Origin of the sequence: uncultured Holdemanella sp., from assembly GCF_934772795.1 — a bacterium.
Lineage (GTDB): Bacteria > Bacillota_I > Bacilli_A > Erysipelotrichales > Erysipelotrichaceae > Holdemanella.
This window is the reverse complement of the sequence record NZ_CAKVMR010000001.1, coordinates 136,727-155,961: the sequence shown is the minus strand read 5'-3', so window position 1 is coordinate 155,961 and position 19,235 is coordinate 136,727. Positions and strand designations below refer to the sequence as shown.

The 19,235-nt window shown below is 35.4% G+C and carries 23 protein-coding genes; 9 read left to right on the top strand and 14 right to left on the bottom strand.

Annotated elements, in window-relative coordinates:
- A partial coding sequence (locus tag Q0F04_RS00935; protein WP_295749085.1) for a helix-turn-helix transcriptional regulator occupies positions 1-195 on the top strand: 195 nt, incomplete at its 5' end.
- Between the two features lie 146 nt (positions 196-341).
- On the opposite strand, the gene Q0F04_RS00930 is transcribed toward Q0F04_RS00935, so the two are convergent.
- Positions 342-473, bottom strand: a complete 132-nt coding sequence (locus Q0F04_RS00930; RefSeq protein ID WP_295749082.1) for a hypothetical protein — start codon at positions 471-473, stop codon at positions 342-344.
- A 129-nt stretch (positions 474-602) separates the two neighbouring features.
- On the opposite strand from Q0F04_RS00930, the gene Q0F04_RS00925 reads away from it, so the two are divergent.
- The 3 genes from Q0F04_RS00925 to Q0F04_RS00915 all read left to right on the top strand — a co-directional run bounded on the left by Q0F04_RS00925 (position 603) and on the right by Q0F04_RS00915 (position 1,537).
- The gene (locus tag Q0F04_RS00925; protein ID WP_217293647.1) at positions 603-980 is read left to right on the top strand and encodes a hypothetical protein; all 378 of its coding nucleotides are present in this window, start codon (positions 603-605) and stop codon (positions 978-980) included.
- A 108-nt stretch (positions 981-1,088) separates the two neighbouring features.
- A complete protein-coding gene (locus Q0F04_RS00920) occupies positions 1,089-1,223 on the top strand; it encodes a hypothetical protein (protein ID WP_003865071.1) in 135 nt (44 codons plus the stop codon).
- Between the two features lie 95 nt (positions 1,224-1,318).
- A complete protein-coding gene (locus tag Q0F04_RS00915) occupies positions 1,319-1,537 on the top strand; it encodes a hypothetical protein (RefSeq protein WP_217293648.1) in 219 nt (72 codons plus the stop codon).
- A 382-nt stretch (positions 1,538-1,919) separates the two neighbouring features.
- Here Q0F04_RS00915 and Q0F04_RS00910 read toward each other — a convergent pair whose 3' ends face one another.
- From Q0F04_RS00910 to Q0F04_RS00895, 4 genes are read right to left on the bottom strand one after another with little or no spacing between them, the layout of a single operon-like run.
- Positions 1,920-2,222, bottom strand: a complete 303-nt coding sequence (locus Q0F04_RS00910) for a hypothetical protein (RefSeq protein ID WP_295749076.1) — start codon at positions 2,220-2,222, stop codon at positions 1,920-1,922.
- 9 nt (positions 2,223-2,231) lie between these two features.
- The gene (locus Q0F04_RS00905; RefSeq protein WP_003865061.1) at positions 2,232-2,438 is read right to left on the bottom strand and encodes a helix-turn-helix transcriptional regulator; all 207 of its coding nucleotides are present in this window, start codon (positions 2,436-2,438) and stop codon (positions 2,232-2,234) included.
- A 40-nt stretch (positions 2,439-2,478) separates the two neighbouring features.
- Entirely contained in the window at positions 2,479-2,697 is a 219-nt protein-coding gene (locus Q0F04_RS00900; RefSeq protein ID WP_270474464.1) for a hypothetical protein, read from the bottom strand.
- On the bottom strand, positions 2,690-3,892 hold the full coding sequence (locus Q0F04_RS00895) for a hypothetical protein (RefSeq protein ID WP_295749070.1): 1,203 nt from the start codon (positions 3,890-3,892) through the stop codon (positions 2,690-2,692). The genes Q0F04_RS00900 and Q0F04_RS00895 overlap by 8 nt, the downstream gene beginning before the upstream one ends.
- Positions 3,893-4,063: 171 nt before the next feature.
- On the opposite strand from Q0F04_RS00895, the gene Q0F04_RS00890 reads away from it, so the two are divergent.
- From Q0F04_RS00890 to Q0F04_RS00875, 4 genes are all read left to right on the top strand, one after another.
- Positions 4,064-4,981, top strand: a complete 918-nt coding sequence (locus Q0F04_RS00890) for a TniQ family protein (protein WP_295749067.1) — start codon at positions 4,064-4,066, stop codon at positions 4,979-4,981.
- Entirely contained in the window at positions 4,941-5,633 is a 693-nt protein-coding gene (locus Q0F04_RS00885) for a TnsA endonuclease N-terminal domain-containing protein (protein ID WP_295749064.1), read from the top strand. The genes Q0F04_RS00890 and Q0F04_RS00885 overlap by 41 nt, the downstream gene beginning before the upstream one ends.
- 401 nt (positions 5,634-6,034) lie before the next feature.
- A complete protein-coding gene (locus Q0F04_RS00880; protein WP_295749061.1) occupies positions 6,035-7,777 on the top strand; it encodes a transposase family protein in 1,743 nt (580 codons plus the stop codon).
- Positions 7,778-7,788: 11 nt separating this feature from the next.
- Positions 7,789-9,375 carry an ATP-binding protein gene (locus tag Q0F04_RS00875; protein ID WP_295749057.1) on the top strand — a complete coding sequence of 529 codons (1,587 nt, stop codon included), beginning with the start codon at positions 7,789-7,791 and terminating at the stop codon, positions 9,373-9,375.
- Between the two features lie 745 nt (positions 9,376-10,120).
- Here the strand turns inward: Q0F04_RS00875 and Q0F04_RS00870 are convergent.
- From Q0F04_RS00870 to Q0F04_RS00845, 6 genes are all read right to left on the bottom strand, one after another.
- The gene (locus Q0F04_RS00870; RefSeq protein ID WP_295749054.1) at positions 10,121-10,369 is read right to left on the bottom strand and encodes a hypothetical protein; all 249 of its coding nucleotides are present in this window, start codon (positions 10,367-10,369) and stop codon (positions 10,121-10,123) included.
- Positions 10,370-10,425: 56 nt separating this feature from the next.
- Positions 10,426-11,271 carry a patatin family protein gene (locus Q0F04_RS00865; protein ID WP_295749051.1) on the bottom strand — a complete coding sequence of 282 codons (846 nt, stop codon included), beginning with the start codon at positions 11,269-11,271 and terminating at the stop codon, positions 10,426-10,428.
- 49 nt (positions 11,272-11,320) lie between these two features.
- Complete coding sequence (locus Q0F04_RS00860; RefSeq protein WP_295749048.1) at positions 11,321-12,232, bottom strand: hypothetical protein; 912 nt, start codon at positions 12,230-12,232, stop codon at positions 11,321-11,323.
- Positions 12,233-12,241: 9 nt separating this feature from the next.
- A complete protein-coding gene (locus Q0F04_RS00855; RefSeq protein WP_295749045.1) occupies positions 12,242-13,087 on the bottom strand; it encodes a DNA/RNA non-specific endonuclease in 846 nt (281 codons plus the stop codon).
- A gap of 164 nt (positions 13,088-13,251) precedes the next feature.
- The gene (locus Q0F04_RS00850; RefSeq protein ID WP_295749043.1) at positions 13,252-13,983 is read right to left on the bottom strand and encodes a glutamine amidotransferase; all 732 of its coding nucleotides are present in this window, start codon (positions 13,981-13,983) and stop codon (positions 13,252-13,254) included.
- Positions 13,980-15,296 carry a Mur ligase family protein gene (locus Q0F04_RS00845; protein WP_295749040.1) on the bottom strand — a complete coding sequence of 439 codons (1,317 nt, stop codon included), beginning with the start codon at positions 15,294-15,296 and terminating at the stop codon, positions 13,980-13,982. Before Q0F04_RS00845 ends, Q0F04_RS00850 begins: the two co-directional genes overlap by 4 nt.
- 112 nt (positions 15,297-15,408) lie before the next feature.
- On the opposite strand from Q0F04_RS00845, the gene purB reads away from it, so the two are divergent.
- On the top strand, positions 15,409-16,839 hold the full coding sequence (purB, locus tag Q0F04_RS00840; protein WP_295749037.1) for an adenylosuccinate lyase: 1,431 nt from the start codon (positions 15,409-15,411) through the stop codon (positions 16,837-16,839).
- A gap of 28 nt (positions 16,840-16,867) precedes the next feature.
- On the opposite strand, the gene Q0F04_RS00835 is transcribed toward purB, so the two are convergent.
- Genes Q0F04_RS00835 through Q0F04_RS00825 form a run of 3 tightly spaced genes read right to left on the bottom strand, consistent with a single transcriptional unit; the run spans position 16,868 to position 19,227 of the window.
- Complete coding sequence (locus Q0F04_RS00835) at positions 16,868-17,488, bottom strand: YgjP-like metallopeptidase domain-containing protein (protein ID WP_295749034.1); 621 nt, start codon at positions 17,486-17,488, stop codon at positions 16,868-16,870.
- Complete coding sequence (locus tag Q0F04_RS00830) at positions 17,488-18,321, bottom strand: Mrp/NBP35 family ATP-binding protein (protein ID WP_295749031.1); 834 nt, start codon at positions 18,319-18,321, stop codon at positions 17,488-17,490. Before Q0F04_RS00830 ends, Q0F04_RS00835 begins: the two co-directional genes overlap by 1 nt.
- Positions 18,322-18,324: 3 nt before the next feature.
- Entirely contained in the window at positions 18,325-19,227 is a 903-nt protein-coding gene (locus tag Q0F04_RS00825) for a tyrosine-type recombinase/integrase (protein WP_295749028.1), read from the bottom strand.
- Between the last annotated feature and the right edge of the window lie 8 nt (positions 19,228-19,235).

Genomic DNA, 19,235 nt, shown 5'->3' with positions numbered 1-19,235 from the left:
CGTGTCATGGCCGATCGAAAAATGAGTTTAAAAGAGTTGTCTGAAAAAGTTGGCGTCAGCAATGTCAACTTATCAAAAATGAAAACAGGTAAGATTTCTGCGATTCGCTTCTCTACTTTAGAAGCTATTTGTGAAGTATTAAATTGTCAACCTGGTGATATATTGGAGTATGTAAAGGACGATGAAAATAGCTAGAAGCACAAACTTCTAGCTATTTTATTATGATTTTAAATTTCAATAACACTACATACTATATTTCAAATTCAGTTAATCCCGTTATTGTCTGTTCATGCACACTTAATATAAGAAAAGATTCGTCATATATTTTTAGTATGTAATAATTATTCAATCGCATCTTTTCTAATATAATGCGATGCACGGCCTAGACCTTTACAAATAATAGTACCATCTTCAACTAATTTTTTTAGTGCCGATTCCACAGAAGAACTGCCTAAACTCGGGCAATTTTCCATAGCATCTCTTTTCGTAAAGGTACCTATTGTACTATTTACATATGTTTTAACAACAGCAAGTCCAAAGGGAAGATCGAGACCATCGACAAGAAGTTCATTGTACATGTTAACAACAAGCATTTCAAACAGTTGAAAGGCGCTATCGACATTGTTAATCAAGCAAGAACTGAAGAACTTGAAGATGAACGTATTCTTACGATTGCTGAGGAAGAGAAGAACAAATATCAAATGCCTGAATCCAACATCAGCAACATGGTTTATGAGAGCAAGATGATGACAAAGGTCATCGACTTGGTCCGTGAAATCTATGTAGAGTTTGACTCTGACTCAATCGGCAGAGCAACTCGAATGGTTTTAGAAGAAGATGTCAATCATCGTCTGAAACCACATGAAGTAGCTAAACAGGTGATCGCCATTCTAAATGAGGAGCCTGTAAAGCCAAAGAGAAAGGCTACAAGAAGAACTCCTGCATCGAAGAACATCTGTGATTACATCTCGAACGCCTAAGAACAAAGAGACTTTATGTTTCTTTGTTTTTTTCGCCTTTTCGTATGTAAGCATTTTGATTACATCAAGGTGCATGGTACAATGTAAGTGTAAAGGAGGACATAGTGTATGATGTCATTAGATTGGATGGTTTACGCTTTAGGTGCCGTAGCTGTTGTTTTCTTGATTGCCATGTTCTTCAAGTATAAAAAGCACAATAGATATGCTGATAAATTTGAAGACACATATCCAGATGCAAAGTAAACAACTTCTAGACATGTTGTCTAAAACAATAATAACTTTTCTAGATTTTAAGTATGATAATTTTAGACAGGTATAAGGAGGTATAATAAATACGTATGTATTACTTATTATTCACTGTACAATTTATCTTATTTTTTATTGTACAATTTACGGATTATTCGAAATGGAAAATGATTTCTTTTTTTACCATTACTACAGTATTGATTCTGTATAGTATATATATGCATGATACAGGGAAAATCATTATGTGCATTTCAGACATAATTTTTATTAGTTTCTGTTATTGGTATTATAAGAAAAAAGAAGCTAAATAGATCAAAATATTGCAACTTAATAGGCTATTAGAAAAATAATCTATTGTAGCTTATCTTTGATAGCATTTTTCGGTATCAGCATTTTCTGAACAACATCAACTTCGAAACGTTGCCCAGCTTTTTTTGCGATTACATTTCGAACGCCTAGAACAAAGAGACTTAATGTTTCTTTGTTTTTTTATGCTTTATTGAGCACGAATAAGTAAACGTAATTCTTAGTTTCATGAAACGAAAGCAAATCTTTTTCGTAAACGTAACGCTTAGTTTAAGATTACGAGAACAGATTATTTTTATAAACGTAACGCTTAGTTTCATGAAAACAGTAACAAAAAACACCGTATTGCTACGATGTTTTTCTGTCTAATATTTTTGTATCTACTACTCAAAAAATACCTTTATTATATTTGAATTGACCATAAAGAATCAAACCTAATCCGATAATAATCGCTGTCAGAATGATATATCCCATAATTTCTTCGCTCCAAAACGAAACAATAAAACCTAATACAAGAGATATTCCTATAATCAGTGTTCCTGTTCCAACAACTTTTCCATACTTTGGTATATCTTCTTCTTTTACTCTTCGCCTATTGTAAGAATGAATTGTGCTGATATTGCCTTTGATATTTACAATTCCCACAACAGATATGAACACTCCCAAAATCAACATTATAATATTTTCCATAATGACCTCCTAAAAATAGAATAGTTCCTCAAATTTTTTGTCCAATGCAATACAAAGAATTAGAGCCAATTTTGCAGTTGGATTAAACTGTCCTGTTTCAATAGAACTAATCGTGTTTCTTGATACACCCACCATTTCTGCAAGCTGAGCTTGAGAAAGATTTGCTTCTGTGCGAACTTCCTTTAAGTGATTTTTCAGTTGTAATTGTTCTTTCATTTTCTCACCTCTAAAAGGTGGCTAACAAATCCAACAAAGCCTAGTATAACAGTGTGTTATGTGTTTTTTCAACTACAACTTCAGCTTCCTGCTTAGTTTGGAATAACTTGGATTCTCTGACTCTGGTTCCTGCTGGAGTTTCATTGTCATTGAACTTTATGGTGCAGAAACCTGAACCGTTTCGAATAACCGTGGCTTCTCGAATATGATATCCGTTAGCTATGAAATAGACGATATCACCAAGATTAAATTTATTCATAGGCGTCCTCCTGATCCACATCAACTTCTACTGTTTCATCATATTGACTTTCTTCATACTTTTTGCAAGACTTGTTCATCTTATATATAATATATTCTTTACGTTCGTTCAAATCCAGATTGCATCCAAGCTCATACGCAATATCATCAATTGATTTGTCTTTATCACGATTACTGATGCGATTCTTATCTTTCATGATTTCATCAATAACATCAGCATTCTTGATTCTAGCCTTTAAAACAACCTTTTCATCCAGTGAATACCAGTAATCACGCTGTAAATAATAGTAACCATGGAAAACAGGGGATGTTCTAAGAAGATTATCAAGCTGAATCTGCTCATCCTGTGTCAGCTGAGTTCTTGGGGTTCTGAAAAGATGCTCTTCGGTTTCTATAGATGATTCATTATCAGAAGTTCTTTGCTCTCTGTACGCATTGAAACAGCCTGTAGTAATCATTGACTGCAAGGAACGGAAATCATACTGCACATTATCTTGACCAAATACACGAGCTAATACATCCACGTATTTAAAATCCGCAGGTACAGTTACCTTACGAATTGCAGGATTGTTCCGTTTCAGAGCAAGCACATAATTTAAAGCTAGTTTAGGTGAATTGAAGTAGTTAAGAAGGTCTGAATCATACATCGTATCAATGACCAGATAAAAATTCTTGCTATTGTGTCTAGACTTGGCAATTACTAATGAGCGTTCGCCCATGTGCATATCCGTATTTCTGTCACGATAAGCCTGACGAATGTAATACAGCCTTCTAGGTTTGACTCCTGTCATTTCACTGGTTACATCAACTCCATATTTGAAAACCAGATACTCAATCCAGTCAAGGAATCTATTTGTTGTTCTATGGTTTCCAGACCAGCTTTCTTCATTCTCGTCTGGAACAAAGTCTCTTGTAAGACATGCAGGCTTGCTATTTACAACATTATTACACTTAGGGCAGAAGGCACGTCTTGTTGTTAAGTGGATAAATACTCGATAACCATCAATGTTCAAATCCTCATAAACAGTTTCAACAAAGCCATGAGCTATATATTTGCCTGTACATCCATCAGAATCACAGTCTTTTCCAGTAGAGTCCAGAAGATTTTTAGCCTGTACGTGAATAATATTATGTTTTTTGTCTACTTTGGCACTAAGAAACTCAATATCGGCCAAAGCTTTAATCTTGATCTGCATATTTGTTCCTTCATCTTCCTATTTACAACTATATGATAACAGTTTTCAGAAGCCTTGTACATAAAAAAACACTGAATTTTGCAATACAGTTAATTTCTTATTCTTGATTTATTATGAAGATGTGATCAGGGATGAGAAAGTCTCTGAGAAGTAACAAAGGAGGAATAAGATATGTTACCTGTAGAATTTTTACCCGATGTTGATGAACTTCCTGTTAGCTGGATGAATCGACTAGCTCTTGCAAATGGCTTTATAGACGTCAATGATATGCTTAGAAGTTACCGTATTATTGATGGAAAGAAAGTCGTTCGTCATCTTGATTATTTCCCGAAAGTGCTTGGATTGATTTCAGACAATGTTTGGTCAAAAAGTATACTTTCAATCTACAAGCAGGATGTTAAAGACCTGTACGACATCATTCCGTACCACAATGATGAACATCTATGCGTATGTCCAGAATGTATGAAAGAAGATATGACTCGATTTGGACACATTGTCTATCACTTTCAGCACCAGTATCCAGGTTCTTTTACATGCTGGAAGCACAAATGTATTTTAGAATATGTACAGCCTGACCAGCGTTTTATTCAGGATATGAACCGAATGGAATTCATCCCAATCAAAGGCTCATATGACAGAGATACTGAATTTAAGATGTTTTCAACTTGCTATTCAAAGGGCTCTATCTTCTACAAAATCGTAAGATACCAGCTTGAAGTACTTATGCGTGACAAGCATCTGACAGACAACGAAGTAGTTGAAGCTTTTAGATGTAAAGGTGATGAGGAAGAACTGCCAATGAAGGTGGTACAGATGATTTACACCAAAAGTGTAGACTACTTTACCTTTAGAGAACAGCGTGTACTTCTTCAGCTTTTATTCGATGATTATCCACGTTATGTTTCGTTCTTTTCCAAGATTGATCCAGTACATATGATTGGTTATCGACGTAGAAAAGTTTCAAATGGAATGTTTTTGATGACTGTTCGCAATGAACAACGTCGTAGAGCAAGACGTTATAGAAAGAACACTAGAAAGAGAATCCGCCGTGCTGTCAATAAAAAACGACACAAAAATAAACGAGGGTAGGGGTAAAGGCTCTGGAGCCTCCTACCTTCCGTGGATCCAGACAAGAGAAATCAGCAGTGTTGGGACTTGCTCTAACCCAAAGGACTGGAAAACAGGACGGACTGTTGAGCTTCTCTCACAGGGAGAAGCCTATTACTGGCATATCCTGAGATGGAATGATGAAATCGAGGATATTCGTGAACAGTATCCTTTAGACCTTGAAACGACATTGGAAATCTGTGACGACTATAACGTGAAACATCCACGAAACCGTCATACGTATATGACATCTGATTTCTACGTCACATACAAGGATGGCAAAGAGAAAGTGTTCAGTGTGAAACCATCAAGAAATGTGTTGAAAAAAAAGCGTGCCAAGGAAAAGCTCGCTGTCGAAAAGGTCTACTGGGAAAAATTCAGACATGTACCGTTTGAAATCGTCTACAAGGATGAAATGAATATTGTTTTAGCAGAGAATATACGTATGGTATGTATGTTCTACGATTTATCCAATGTATTTGATGAAATGTCCATGCTGAAACATTATATTGCAACAAAAAAAATCCAAGTTGATATGGAATCAGAACCGCTTGATTTCCAGTATTTACTTGAGATTTACAGGGATGTATTACCCGAAGTGAAAGGAGGCAGCTTAGTATGCTCACAACATTAAACCTGAAAGTAGGTTCCATTCTTCATGATATGGAACTAAACATTGATCATAGAGTAATCTACATGAATAAAGATTACTTAGTAACGATTCTCATCAATGATTCCAAAGGAAAAATCGAACTTAACGAATGGCATCTTGAGACAGTCCAATATTTCATTGCTAAGAAAGAAATTGCAATTCGTGAATCTAAACATGACAAGGTGTTTGACTTTGATGCTTTATCGGAAAAATCAAAGGAAACCTATCTACGTAACAAAGATATTGTTGAAACAGTCGGAGATATCTACGGACCGTGCTACTTTTACTTAGAAACCAAGAAGCCTAAACCATGTCTTAAAGAGTTAAGCAATAAATACGGTATTTCACCAAAAAGCGTGTTTCTTATTGTTAAAAGATACTTGATGAGTGGTTTAGACCCATTCTCCTTATTATCTCAAACAGGAAAGAAGAGCAAAAGTGGTCTACATTATTCCACAAAAACAGGTCGTCCACCTATGTTCGAACAAGGTATCCCTCTAACTGATGGACTGCGTGAAATCTTTGATGATTGCTGTAAACACTATTTATCCGGCAGAGAAAAGTCTTATGCAACGACTTATGACTGGATGCTTACAAAGTATTTCACAGCTCGTGTAGAAACACAGACAAGTGATGGTGTCGTAGTTCAGAATAAGCTGCTGCCAATCGACCAGCGACCTACTAAAAGCCAAATGGAAAACTATATTGTTACTCATACATCAGCTAAAGCACGCCGTGTATGCAAAACATCCAAACGTGAATACAGAAACGATGAGCGTATGCTTGTTTCAGACAATCTTCTTAATGTGCATGGTCCTGGAGATTTGTTCGAAATGGATGAAGTTGAAATGGATGTATCCATTGTCAGTGAAGTTGATCCAACAAAGGTAATCGGGCGTCCAATCGTGCATGCAATGGTTGATGTCTATTCACGAATGATTACGGCAGTATCTGTTTCTTTGGAGAATAACTCAGTACTTGGCTTCACAAATTGTCTTTTGAACCTTGGTGAAGACAATAAACAGCTTTGCAGGCGTTACGGCTTGGAGCTAAAAGATGGCTTATGGGACATCAATGTTTTGCCAAACCGACTTCGCAGTGACCGTGGTTCTGAATATCGTTCCAAAGAGGTCAAACGTATCTGCAACGAGTTGAACATCACTCTGGAGCTAGTGCCACCAGCTATGGGGTCACTGAAAGGACAGGTAGAACAGCTCTTCCACCAGTATCATTCAGTGCAGAATGATTTACTTGAAGGAAAAGGCTTGATTACCAAACGATATGACTCAAACCACCATAGGCATGCGGTCCTTACATTGGATGATATCTGGGTATTCGTAATCAATCAGACAATTGCTCACAACATGATGACAATGAGCCAGTATCCAATGACAAAGGATATGTTAGAGAAGTCAGTGCATCCCATTCCGTTGGAATTATGGGACTATGGATGTGCTAAATATGGTGCTCCGAGACCAATTGTCAACCTTGACCAGTTTGAGTATTCAATTCGTAAAGAAGTACGTGCTCGTATAACCCGTAAAGGTATTGAATGGAATGGTTTGTATTACATTGCAAATGATCCTTGGCTTGCAGAACAAATCACCAAGACTAGAAGAAGTTCGGTGCCTTTGAAATGTCGTCTTGATGAAAGAAATATAGGTTCTTTATGGTACATTGCAGACAATCGCCTTGTAAAAGCAACCTTGAATGAGAATCGAGCAGGAAACTATGAATTCAACGGTATGTCACTTCGCAACTACGAAGAATACAAGACCAAGAAAAAAGAGCTTGTAATGGAGAAAGCTCAGGAAGACCAAGAGATTCGCTGTGCAAGACGTATGGGAATGCAGGCAACCTTGGATGATGCTGTTAGAGTTGCAAATCATACGGCACCAAATGATGATAAGACCAAAAATATCCGTCATAACCGTAAAGAAGAAAGCATCCTTGTATTAGAGGCAAACTCAATTGGAGCACGTTTGAACACAGATGATGCACCATCTCTGATTCCTTTGAAAAATGAGGAACCAGAACCTGAAGCCTTGTCAGAGCCTGAATCAAATGAAGAAACTGGAAGTATGACCTTTGAAGAAGCCCTTCAAAAGATTAAACAAAAAATGTAGGAGGTACAGTTATGAGAGAACTGAACTGGGTCTACTACTACTCAAATGTAGAGAAAGACCAAAATCAATATACCCATGAAGAATGTACTCGTGTAGGTCCTGTTGATGCTAAATATGTAAAATCATCCAATAGGGACTTCAACAATAACCCGTTCATTGAAGCACTTCCAAGACCAAGAGATGGAAACGTCCTTTTGAACGCATATACAGTACCTATTCCAAGTTTGGATGCTGACGATTTGAGCAAGATGTCTGTGAATGAGCAAAAAGCAACTGTAGTTAGCTTGAAAAATCTAAGACTGCCTTTATCGTTCCAAAAACAGCTTGAATTCATCAACTACGATGTAATCGTTAGCTCCTATATGCTTCGCAAATCCTATGTCTGGGACACAAATGCTATTGGCGAGTCAACTGACAAGAAACTCATCAAAATGAAGGGCAAAATCGAAGATAGTGCCCCATCTGGGTTTGCCTTGCTAGGCTATTCAGGATGCGGCAAATCATCTTCGTTGAAGCAGTTGTTCGATAACATCCCACAGGTAATCGTGCACCATCCAGATCCTGGAACTTCGATTCCACAGATTACATATCTGGTCGTAAGTTGTATGCCAAACAGCAACTTTTCAACCTTGTATAGACAGATTGGAGAAGCCATTGATAATGCTTTAGGAAATCCCGAACCTATCTATGAAGTCATGATTAACAAGAAGTGCAAAAGCCTAGCAGACAAGCAATTGAAAGTCTGCCAGCTTATCGAAATGTTCTCGATTGGAACAATCGTTATGGACGAAATCCAACTTATCGACTTCAATACCAATAGAGAAAACAGCTATGAAGGTCTGTTAGGCATCGTCAACAAGACAAAGGTAGCCTTGAGTGTAGTTGGAACAGATGAAGCCTATAAGAAGCTGTTTACAATGCTTAGAAATGCACGTAGAGCAGGTGACTTCATTGACGCTTCTGCATATACGACTGACAAGGATTATTTCAACATGCTGGTGAATATGCTTTTGACTTGGCAATGGCTGGATACACCGATTCAATGGTCTAAGGAACTTTCAGACACTTTGTATGAGTGTTCAGGAGGTATCATTAACATGCTGATTTGGTTGTACAAATGGATCATGCTGGAATACATTGACAGTAAGTCCAAAGGGAAGATTGAGACCATCGACAAGAAGTTCATTGTGCGTGTTAACAACAAGCATTTCAAACAGTTGAAAGGTGCTATCGACATTGTTAATCAAGCAAGAACTGAAGAACTTGAAGATGAACGTATTCTTACGATTGCTGAGGAAGAGAAGAACAAATATCAAATGCCTGAATCCAACATCAGCAACATGGTTTATGAGAGCAAGATGATGACAAAGGTCATCGACTTGGTCCGTGAAATCTATGTAGAGTTTGACTCTGACTCAATCGGCAGAGCAACTCGAATGGTTTTAGAAGAAGATGTCAATCATCGCCTGAAGCCACATGAAGTAGCTAAACAGGTGATTGCCATTCTAAATGAGAAGCCTGTAAAGCCAAAGAGAAAGGCTACAAGAAGAACTCCTGCATCGAAGAACATCTGTGATTACATTACAGATGATAACTAACAAAGAGACTCTATGTTTCTTTGTTTTTTTATGCTCACCAAGGCATAAGAACCTTTTACTTTGGCATAGGGAATACACAATACTTTTCTATAAGAACTTTTTAGTTTGATTGCATAGAACTGTATTACTTTTCTATAAGAACTACTACTATATAAACTTATATAATATAAACTATGTCAAGTTGAATAAATTAACCTAAGTCTAATTATATAAGATATACTTATTAAGAAGATTAATATACTTAGAAAAGACTATACATATACAAGATATACTACTTAATAAGAACTTTATACTTTTCTTGAAATATACAGGTAATATACGTATAAGAACTTTTTACTTTGATTAAGATAAAGCTCGAAAGTTTTTTATAAGAACTTATTAGTTTCTATAAGAACTTATTAGTTTGTCTGTTTCACATGATTGCTACATATATATTGTACTATATATATCCGACTTCGCATAATATCTCTTATGTTATTTTTATGAAATTAAAAATAGAGCAGAATTTTAAATAAATCTGCTTATTTTAATTGGTTTAAGATGATTTGAAATTCAAAAATATGTTTATATTTAAATTTAAACCCTCATTATGAGTTTTATATCCTTATTACTTGAACTAATACATATAGTTATACATCGTTTTGTTATTCACGACAAATCATAGAGTTAATATCGCATCCTCTGATTTGAATCGAGATGTACAGTTGTCCATCTTTTTGATTTTCATGGCAAATCACAGAGTCCACTAATCACGAGTTCTAACGTAATATAAGGATCCTAATGCGACTTCAATAATAATATATGGCACAGCCATTAAATACGCTGAATATGGATGTAGATCATCTGCAGCATACTGCATGTCATTGATCTTAAGTTGGCCTGATTTGATTTCTTCAATTTTTGTTTTATACATATGAACACGATACGGACACACTACAGCTAATACAATCATAATAATTAATAGAATGCGTCCAGGCTTTTTAAAGAAATTCATATGTATCACTCCTAAATATTTTTATTAGTATATCATAAACTTATATGTGAAACACTTCACAAATATTTCTTTAATTCTTCTAAACAATTCAACGCATCACGTCTGCCAATATCATAGATTTCCTGTAAATGATTGGGATCCTTTTCAATCATTGCACACGCAATCGGTTTAGAAGGTCGAATCACAAATATCTGTCCTTCCCTTTCAAGCTGATCAATTTTTTCCAATGTTTCATTATATACAATATGTCTATTTTCCAATGCCTTTTGTAAATTTGGATATTCCTTAAACGCCTTCTTTATAAGATTGATATATTTCATTGGCTTTTTTCGATACGTATGATCTCTAGTTAAAACAACAACCGTCTTCTTTGTTCTTTCCAACATCCAATCCACTGGAATCGAATCCGAAACACCACCATCCAATAATTCATAGCCATCTAGTTTTACGGGTTTTGACACAACAGGAATCGAAGCCGAAGCACGAATCCATTCAATATCTAAAGCATCCCCATTTTTGATTTCATGATATACAGGTTTACCCGTATGAATATCCGTACATACAACAGTGAATCTCAATGGATTTTCCTTAAACACTTTTGTATCAAACGGATCCAATATCGTAGGAACAACCCCATACGCAAATTCTTTATTATATAGATCTCCTGTTTTAATAAAGCTCTTTAATCCTGAGTATCTAGGATCTCTACAAAAACGCTTGTTGTAGCGTAAAGCTCTTCCAATCTGTTTCGATTTGATATTGCATCCAAAGGCAGCACCTGCAGAAACTCCCACAACCTGATTAAAATCAATGTTATTTTCCATAAATACATCAATTACACCACAAGTATACATGCCCCGAAAGCCTCCGCCTTCAAGAACTAATCCTTTTTCTTCTAACATTTACATCACCGCAAAAATTATACACAATGTGAACTAAAAAGAAAAGGACTTATTCAAGTCCAATCTTAAATGTGTTTGATTTTCCAAATGCCTTCGAATTCATATGCACCACAAAAGGCTTCGTACTTTTATCTGTAAAATCAGGCGCTGCCTTTTCAAAATTGAATTCAATTTCTGTATTTACAGTCTGTTTCTTATCCAAGAAATACAATACATATCCCGTTACGTTTGCTTTAAAACTCTGTGTTTTAGGTGCCATGCCATTCGTTGTAAAATCATGACTCTTAATTTCATCCATATTCGCAAAATCACCCTTATTACTTAGATCTATACCTTCTAAAGTAGCACTCGGCGTTAAATATGGAACAATGATACGAGAATCCGTTTTGTTTTTATAGGTAATCTTAATATTCTTTAATACCGTTTCCCCATTCTCATATACATAACTTGCTTTAGAAGCATCCACACCAATCTTTAAAGTATCATCTTCAAAGAAAGTATATTTTGTATCCTTTGAATCCTTCACATTCTTATCGCTGGCCTTACGTATATCAAAAGCTTTAAAAGGCAAAAATTGTTTCTTATTATTAAAAGAAAGCCCCAAGTTTTTTTGATCATTGTTTGGGAAACCAATATAACCATAAATATACGTATTCTGACCCTTATTAATGACATAAGAAGGCGTAGACTGGTATTTATCAATGACACTGATCTCTTTTTCATTGTCATCCGTTACGGTATAAATTAAATTCTTTGTGTCATACGGCTTTTTACCTTTATTTTCAACACTCGCCAAATAATAGTAGTACGTCGAATTATCCGTATCATTTGTGATGGTTAATACATCCAACAATTGACAAGAAACATTCTTTTTTAATTCCACATTATTTTCTGGTTTGGAACAACCAAATAAAGATAAAGATAAAACACATACACAAAGTATAGATATGATTCTTTTCATGTTATTCTCCTATGGATTGCAGTTTTTACAAGGTGAATACCCCTGATCGATCAATACATCTCTAGATGCACTTGACTCCAACTTGTTTTCATCATTCATCAAACGAATGCTTGCACAAGTAGGCTTATGAAACTTATGCGTTTTTACATTTAAAACATAAGTAGAAGTATCCTCTGTAACTTTATATTCCTTTATAATATTGTCATTCGAACGACTTGAATCGCCCGTTTTATAATCAATTGTGATACCTGGCTGCACGTTATAACAAAATACATTAAACGATACACCTTGCCCTTTATCTTCTATAGAATACGCCTCGATCTGTACACCATCCGCAATTAAGTTATCACCATCATAGATAGGTGTAACCCGATATAAAACATGATGATTAGTCTTTTTTATGTAGTCACAGACTTCATTTTCAAACGGAAGCATACCCTCTACATTTAAATAGCGCGTACCCGTCATTAAGTTTTTACAATTCGCATTTTCACCCGTCAATTGATATCCAATCAAATGACAACGATTATATAAGTACTTTCCATCAATTCCCTTATAACGCACTGTATGCCATCCTGCAGGCTTTACAGAACCAATACTTTCTCGCTTTTTTGTCGGCATTAGATCCTTTGACACATTCGCATACGCAACCTGTGGCCGATCTAAAGAATCTAGATTCGAGTACGATTCAAAACTCTTTTTATTCATATCCTTCGAACTGAATACAGGCTCGTTATCATGTATCTCTACATAAGGACTGCCGCTATATTCAGGTATCTCATCAATCTCATAAGCCGATATAGGCGTGATCAATGTCGAAAGAATAATGAACATTGATACAATAAATTTTCTCATAGTAATCCTCACATATTTGACATATATATTGTCAATATAACTTATATACTAAAACCATGAAAGGAGTGAGTGATAAAAAACATAGTACTTCATTATCGTTCGAGTCAAAAAATATAATAAACCCCTTATGTACTATGTTTTTAGATGTCTTATGACATCTTTTTTTATATCTCTAATTTCTTAAATACAGCCTCACGAGCCATCTTTTCAAACTTATCTTCAAGCGGCTTTAAATCACTATATTTAAAATCCGGATTTCTTTTTTGTAGCGCTTTTGAAATCACAAAATCCGCCACCTCAGGATTTTTAGGAAGTAAAGGACCATGCAAATACGTACCTAAAATCTTTCCGTCATAGAAACCTTCATAACCAGCACCAAAACTATTTCCATATCCCTTGACAACTTTTCCCAAAGGATGCGTTACATTTAATGTTTGACCCCCATGATTTTCAAAACCAACGATACGCGTTTTTAAACCATCTAAATTCGCATCGATCACAACATTTCCAATACAACGACTACCAGCTTTTCCCGTATCCGTATAATAATCATAGAACTGCAAACCAGAAATCTTTTCATTGTTGGCCGCAATATAATATTGTCCAAACAATTGATATCCACCACAAATCAAAAGTATAAACGTCTTTTCATCCATGGCCTTCTTAATATTTTCTTTACGCGATAATAAATCAGGAATCAAACTAATTTGTTCCTTATCTGCACCACCGCCTAAGAAAATCAAATCATATTCACTTAAATCTTTTTCTTCACCAATACCACAAGTATCCAGCTCAAAAGGAATACCACGATCTAAACAACGCTTCTTTAGAACCATCATATTTCCCTTATCCCCATAAAGATCCATGATATCATGATACATCCAAACTACTTTCATAGACCCATCTCCTTCTTGATCGCATTACGCGTAGGAAGCAGTGCCGTATATGTCGCAATCGCATATGTCGTACGCTTTGTAGCTAATGCGGCTTTTACGGCAATGTCCAAAGTATCGACAACACTTAAAGGTCCTTTATATCCACCATAATAGATTCTTAAAGCCATATCATTTGCACGAAGACCCGTACAAATAATTTCCTTTGTGCTATCCTTCATGATCTTTTCAAAGAAAGTATCATAGATCCAGCTAACATCCGTACCATCCTGCTCACGATCATTCAATATGATCACAATTGTCTTATCCGAATCATCCTTTTCAATGACCTTCATAACTTCATTGGCACCCGTAGGGTTTTTAACTAGGTTCAAAATACAAGTCTGATTCTCTGCTTTAAACGTTTCATTTCTTCCCGCAGGCTGAGGCGCATGACGAAATACTGATTTTACACAATCAACAGATATTCCGTAATTTTTCGCAACATTCAATACAACAGCACAATTGTACATAGAATACATGCCTTCATATGGAGATTTATAATTTACGCCATCACTCGTAAATGTTTCTTGATCCAACTCAATATCTTTTAAACAAATATCCATTTCTGGCGTTTGAAAATCACACTTTGAACAATGGAATTTACCAATATGTGAATATTGATAATAACTATATTCAAGTCTAGCCCCACACTTCGGACAGAATTTTCCTTCACTTGCCTCTTTTGTGATTTTGACAGAATACTTGTTCTCATCCATTCCAAAATAAGAGAATGAAGCATTTTTCGCCACTAAATTTAATCTTACGACATTTGGATCATTCGCATTTAAAATCAATCGACCCCTATATTCAGGCAATACCTTTTCAATCGAATCAATCAACTGTTCCATTTCACGCGCACGATCTAATTGATCACGAAAGAAATTATTGACCACAAAATCGGTAACCGGAATATATGGAAGAATATGTCTTACATTCAATTCATCACATTCTAATACAACCGCATTGGCTTTGATTTCACCATTTAGTTTAGCGTTGGTCAACAACGTAGTAACAATACCTGCCTTTAAGTTATCTCCTTTACGATTGGAAATCACATTATATCCAGCCTTTTCAAACAAGTCTGTAATCATATTGGCCGTACTCGTTTTTCCATTTGTACCCGTAACCAAAATGACAGGACCATTAAATTTTAATTTCGATAATATATTCGCATCGACTTTGCAGCCGATAGACCCAGGCAACGATCCACCCCTTCCAATTAGGTGTAGACCCCAGGCACTTAGCTTTGTAGATAATATAGATAAAGTTTTCATAACTACTCCTTTTCCATACTCTTCTATTATACAACAATTGAAGTTGAATTTAAAAATTGAAACACATATAATATTAATGTTAGGAAAAAACTAACTAGAATAGGTGGAACAAATGAACGAATATTACCAATCTCCTCTTTCACAGAGATATGCATCTAAGGAAATGCAGGCATTATTTTCAAACGACAAAAAATTTACGACATGGAGAAGACTTTGGATTGCTCTTGCAGAGTCTGAAAAAGAACTTGGATTAGACATTACCGAAGAACAAATCGAAGAATTGAAAGCACACGCTTTAGATATCAACTACGATGTCGCAAAAGCTAGAGAAAAAGAAGTGCGTCACGATGTTATGTCACACGTATATGCGTATGGAGTGCAATGTCCAAAAGCTAAGGGAATCATTCACTTAGGAGCTACTAGCTGCTACGTTGGTGACAACACAGATTTAATTATCATGCACGAAGCTTTAGAGCTTGTACAAAAGAAAATTGTCAATGTATTAGAAAAACTAGAAGAATTCGCATTAAAATACAAAGACATGCCATGTCTTGCGTTTACTCACTTCCAACCCGCTCAGCCAACAACTGTAGGTAAAAGAGCTAGTTTATGGGCACAAGACTTATATATGGACTATGTTGAAATCCAGCATTTATTAGATAATAAGAAATTATTAGGATGCAAAGGAACAACAGGTACACAGGCAAGCTTTATGGAATTGTTTGAAGGAGATACAGACAAAGTTAAAGCATTGGATGAAAAAATCTGTGAAAAATTAGGTTACGACCAATATTTCGCAGTCAGTGGACAAACATATACTCGTAAATATGATACACAAGTATTACAAGTCTTAGTTCAAATTGCACAAAGTGCACACAAATTCAGTAATGATATTCGTTTATTACAACATATGAAAGAAATCGAAGAACCATTTGAAAAATCACAAATTGGTTCAAGCGCAATGGCCTACAAACGTAACCCTATGCGTTCAGAAAGAATGGCGGCTCTAGCTAACTACATCATTGCCGATTCAATCAACCCTGCCATTACTGCAAGTACACAATGGTTTGAAAGAACATTGGATGATTCCGCAAACAAACGTATTTCAATTGCCGAAGCTTTCTTAGCTACAGATGGACTATTAGATCTTTACTTAAATGTAAGTGATGGTTTAGTTGTATATCCAAAAGTAGTAGAAGCTAACTTATTAAAAGAATTACCATTCATGGCGACAGAAAACATTATGATGGACGCTGTTAAAGCCGGTGGTGACCGTCAAGAGTTACACGAATTGATTCGTCAACACTCAATGGCAGCAGGTCGTGTTGTTAAAGAAGAAGGTAAACCAAACGATTTGATCGACCGTATTGCAGCCGATCCAAAGTTTGGCATGACAAAAGAACAAATCCTTTCAATCATGAAACCAGAAAACTTCGTTGGACGTTCTGTTCAACAAACAGAAGAATTCTTCAAAGACTTCATTGATCCAATTCTAGCTAAAGAAAAAGATGCATTAGGAATGCACGCTGCAATTAACGTATAAAAAAATCAGAGCTCATATGAGCTCTTTTTTAATACAAATTCGGAATTGGCTTCTTTTTATTTTCTTTCATGATCTCTTTATAGTTTGGCATCCAAGTACATAGTAAATCATAGAATTCTTTTGAATGATTTAAATGATACAAATGAGCCAATTCATGAAGAATGATCGCATCCACAAATTCAAGGGGCATGAATATAAGATTCACATTGAAACAAATCTTATGTTTACTAGGTGTACAACTGCCCCACTTACTCTTATAAAAGCCATATTGTAAAGAAATATCATGTATGTGTAATTGTTCGCAAAAAAATTCAAAACGAAGATCAATATACTTTTTGGCATTCTGCTTCAAAAATAGTTGAATCAACTTTGTATCTGGATACAAATATAAAGCATAATCTTCAACATAACACTTTCGTTGATCAATGTAATGTAATCTATATTCATTACCTAATAAAGGAATCCTGTCATTTTCTTTTGAAAGAGTAAACTTACTTAATTGATTTTGAATCCAAGCTTCTTGTTCTTGCACAAAATTATCAATTTCCCTTTTAGAAACATAGAAAGGAGCGCTTACACAAACCACTCCTTCAACTACACGTATTTTTATTTTTTTACAATTGGACTTACGATGAAGTACATACTCCATTACGCAATATCTTCTAAGACTTCAGTCGCAATATCACTTAGATAGGCATCTACTTTTTCTTGTTGTTCTTTAGAATATGCAGCATATTCATTGATATCACGAATCAAATCCAACATAGGAAGTGTTCCATATAATTTTGTACAAGTTGAATTACATAATGTTTCCACATCTTCCTTCTTATAGAATTCAATTCTTTCATGACAATTTGGACATTCTAAGTACGCCATATTTTCAATGATACCAAGCACTTTCACTTCCATCTTTTCACACATGTGACAAGCCTTTTCTACAATCATACTTACCATTGGCTGCGGTGTAGATACCATGACTACACCCTGCACTGGAATGGACTGCATAATTGTTAGGGCTACATCTCCAGTTCCAGGAGGCATATCGATCAATAAGACATCCAAATCACCCCATACAACATCTGTATAGAATTGTTTAACAACACCACCAATAACTGGACCACGCCAAATCACTGGATCCGATTCTGATTGTACCAAGAAGTTTAAAGACATCACTTTAATACCTTCTTTGGATTCAATTGGAATCAATTGCTGCTTTTCATTTCCATACGCATGCTGGTTTGTCAAAGCTAAAAGTCTAGGGATACTAGGACCTGTAATATCCGCATCCATAATACCAACTTTCAAGCCTTTTTTTGCCATGGCCTTAGCCAACATAACAGTAACAGTGGATTTACCAACACCACCCTTACCAGACATTACAGTGATAATATTTTTGATGTGGTTATCTGGATTCGATTGAATTCCACATGTTTCACTGTTCTTACCACATTTTCCTTGAGAAGGACAACCTTCACATGACATATACTACTCCTCCTTTTGTTTTTCTATTTTTTGAAAACAACGATCATATACACTTGTTAAACGCTGATCTTGAATATGCGTATAGATCTGCGTTGTTTGAATATTTGAATGTCCCAATAACTCCTGCACGATTCTAAGATCCGCATCCCCATCTAAAAGATGTGTCGCAAACGAATGTCTAAAACTATGTGCTGAAATTTTAGGGTTCAAATTTAATTCATTGACTTTATTTTTGATCATTAAATGTACATATTGCCGAGTACAACGACGACCTAAACGATTCACAAAAAAATACGAAACATTCTTTACATCCCAAATACTACGAATGGAATCTAAATAATATTTCATCTGTGAAATACAATACGAAGAAATCGGAATCACACGTTCCTTGTCTCCTTTACCTTTGACCTTTAAGATGCCTTCTGACAAATGCACATCATTCAACTTTAACTCACAAAGCTCACTTACACGCAAACCACAAGAATATAATACAACTAATATCGTTTTATTATATTGATCAATCTCATTGTCTTGAAAAGATGAAAAAACTTTTTTAACCTCATCCACCGACAAATAAACAGGCAGATGTTTTGATGATTTCATCCCATGAATTAATAAAGACACATCTTTGACTTCAGGATGCGCAATCGATATCTGCAAATGAAAAGAATGAATACTCGCAATCATACGATTGAGACTTGAGGCAATGTGATCTTCGGCATAAACATCCAAAAAGTCTTCGATATCTAAAACCGAAACATTATCACACTTTGTAATATTTCTTTCCTTTAAAAAATTCAAATACACCTCAATATCATGAAGATACGATTGTTGCGTCTTCTTTGATTTTCTTTGCAGAACATTCAAATATAAACGATAATCCTCTAATGCATCTTTTAATTCCATAGAAGTAT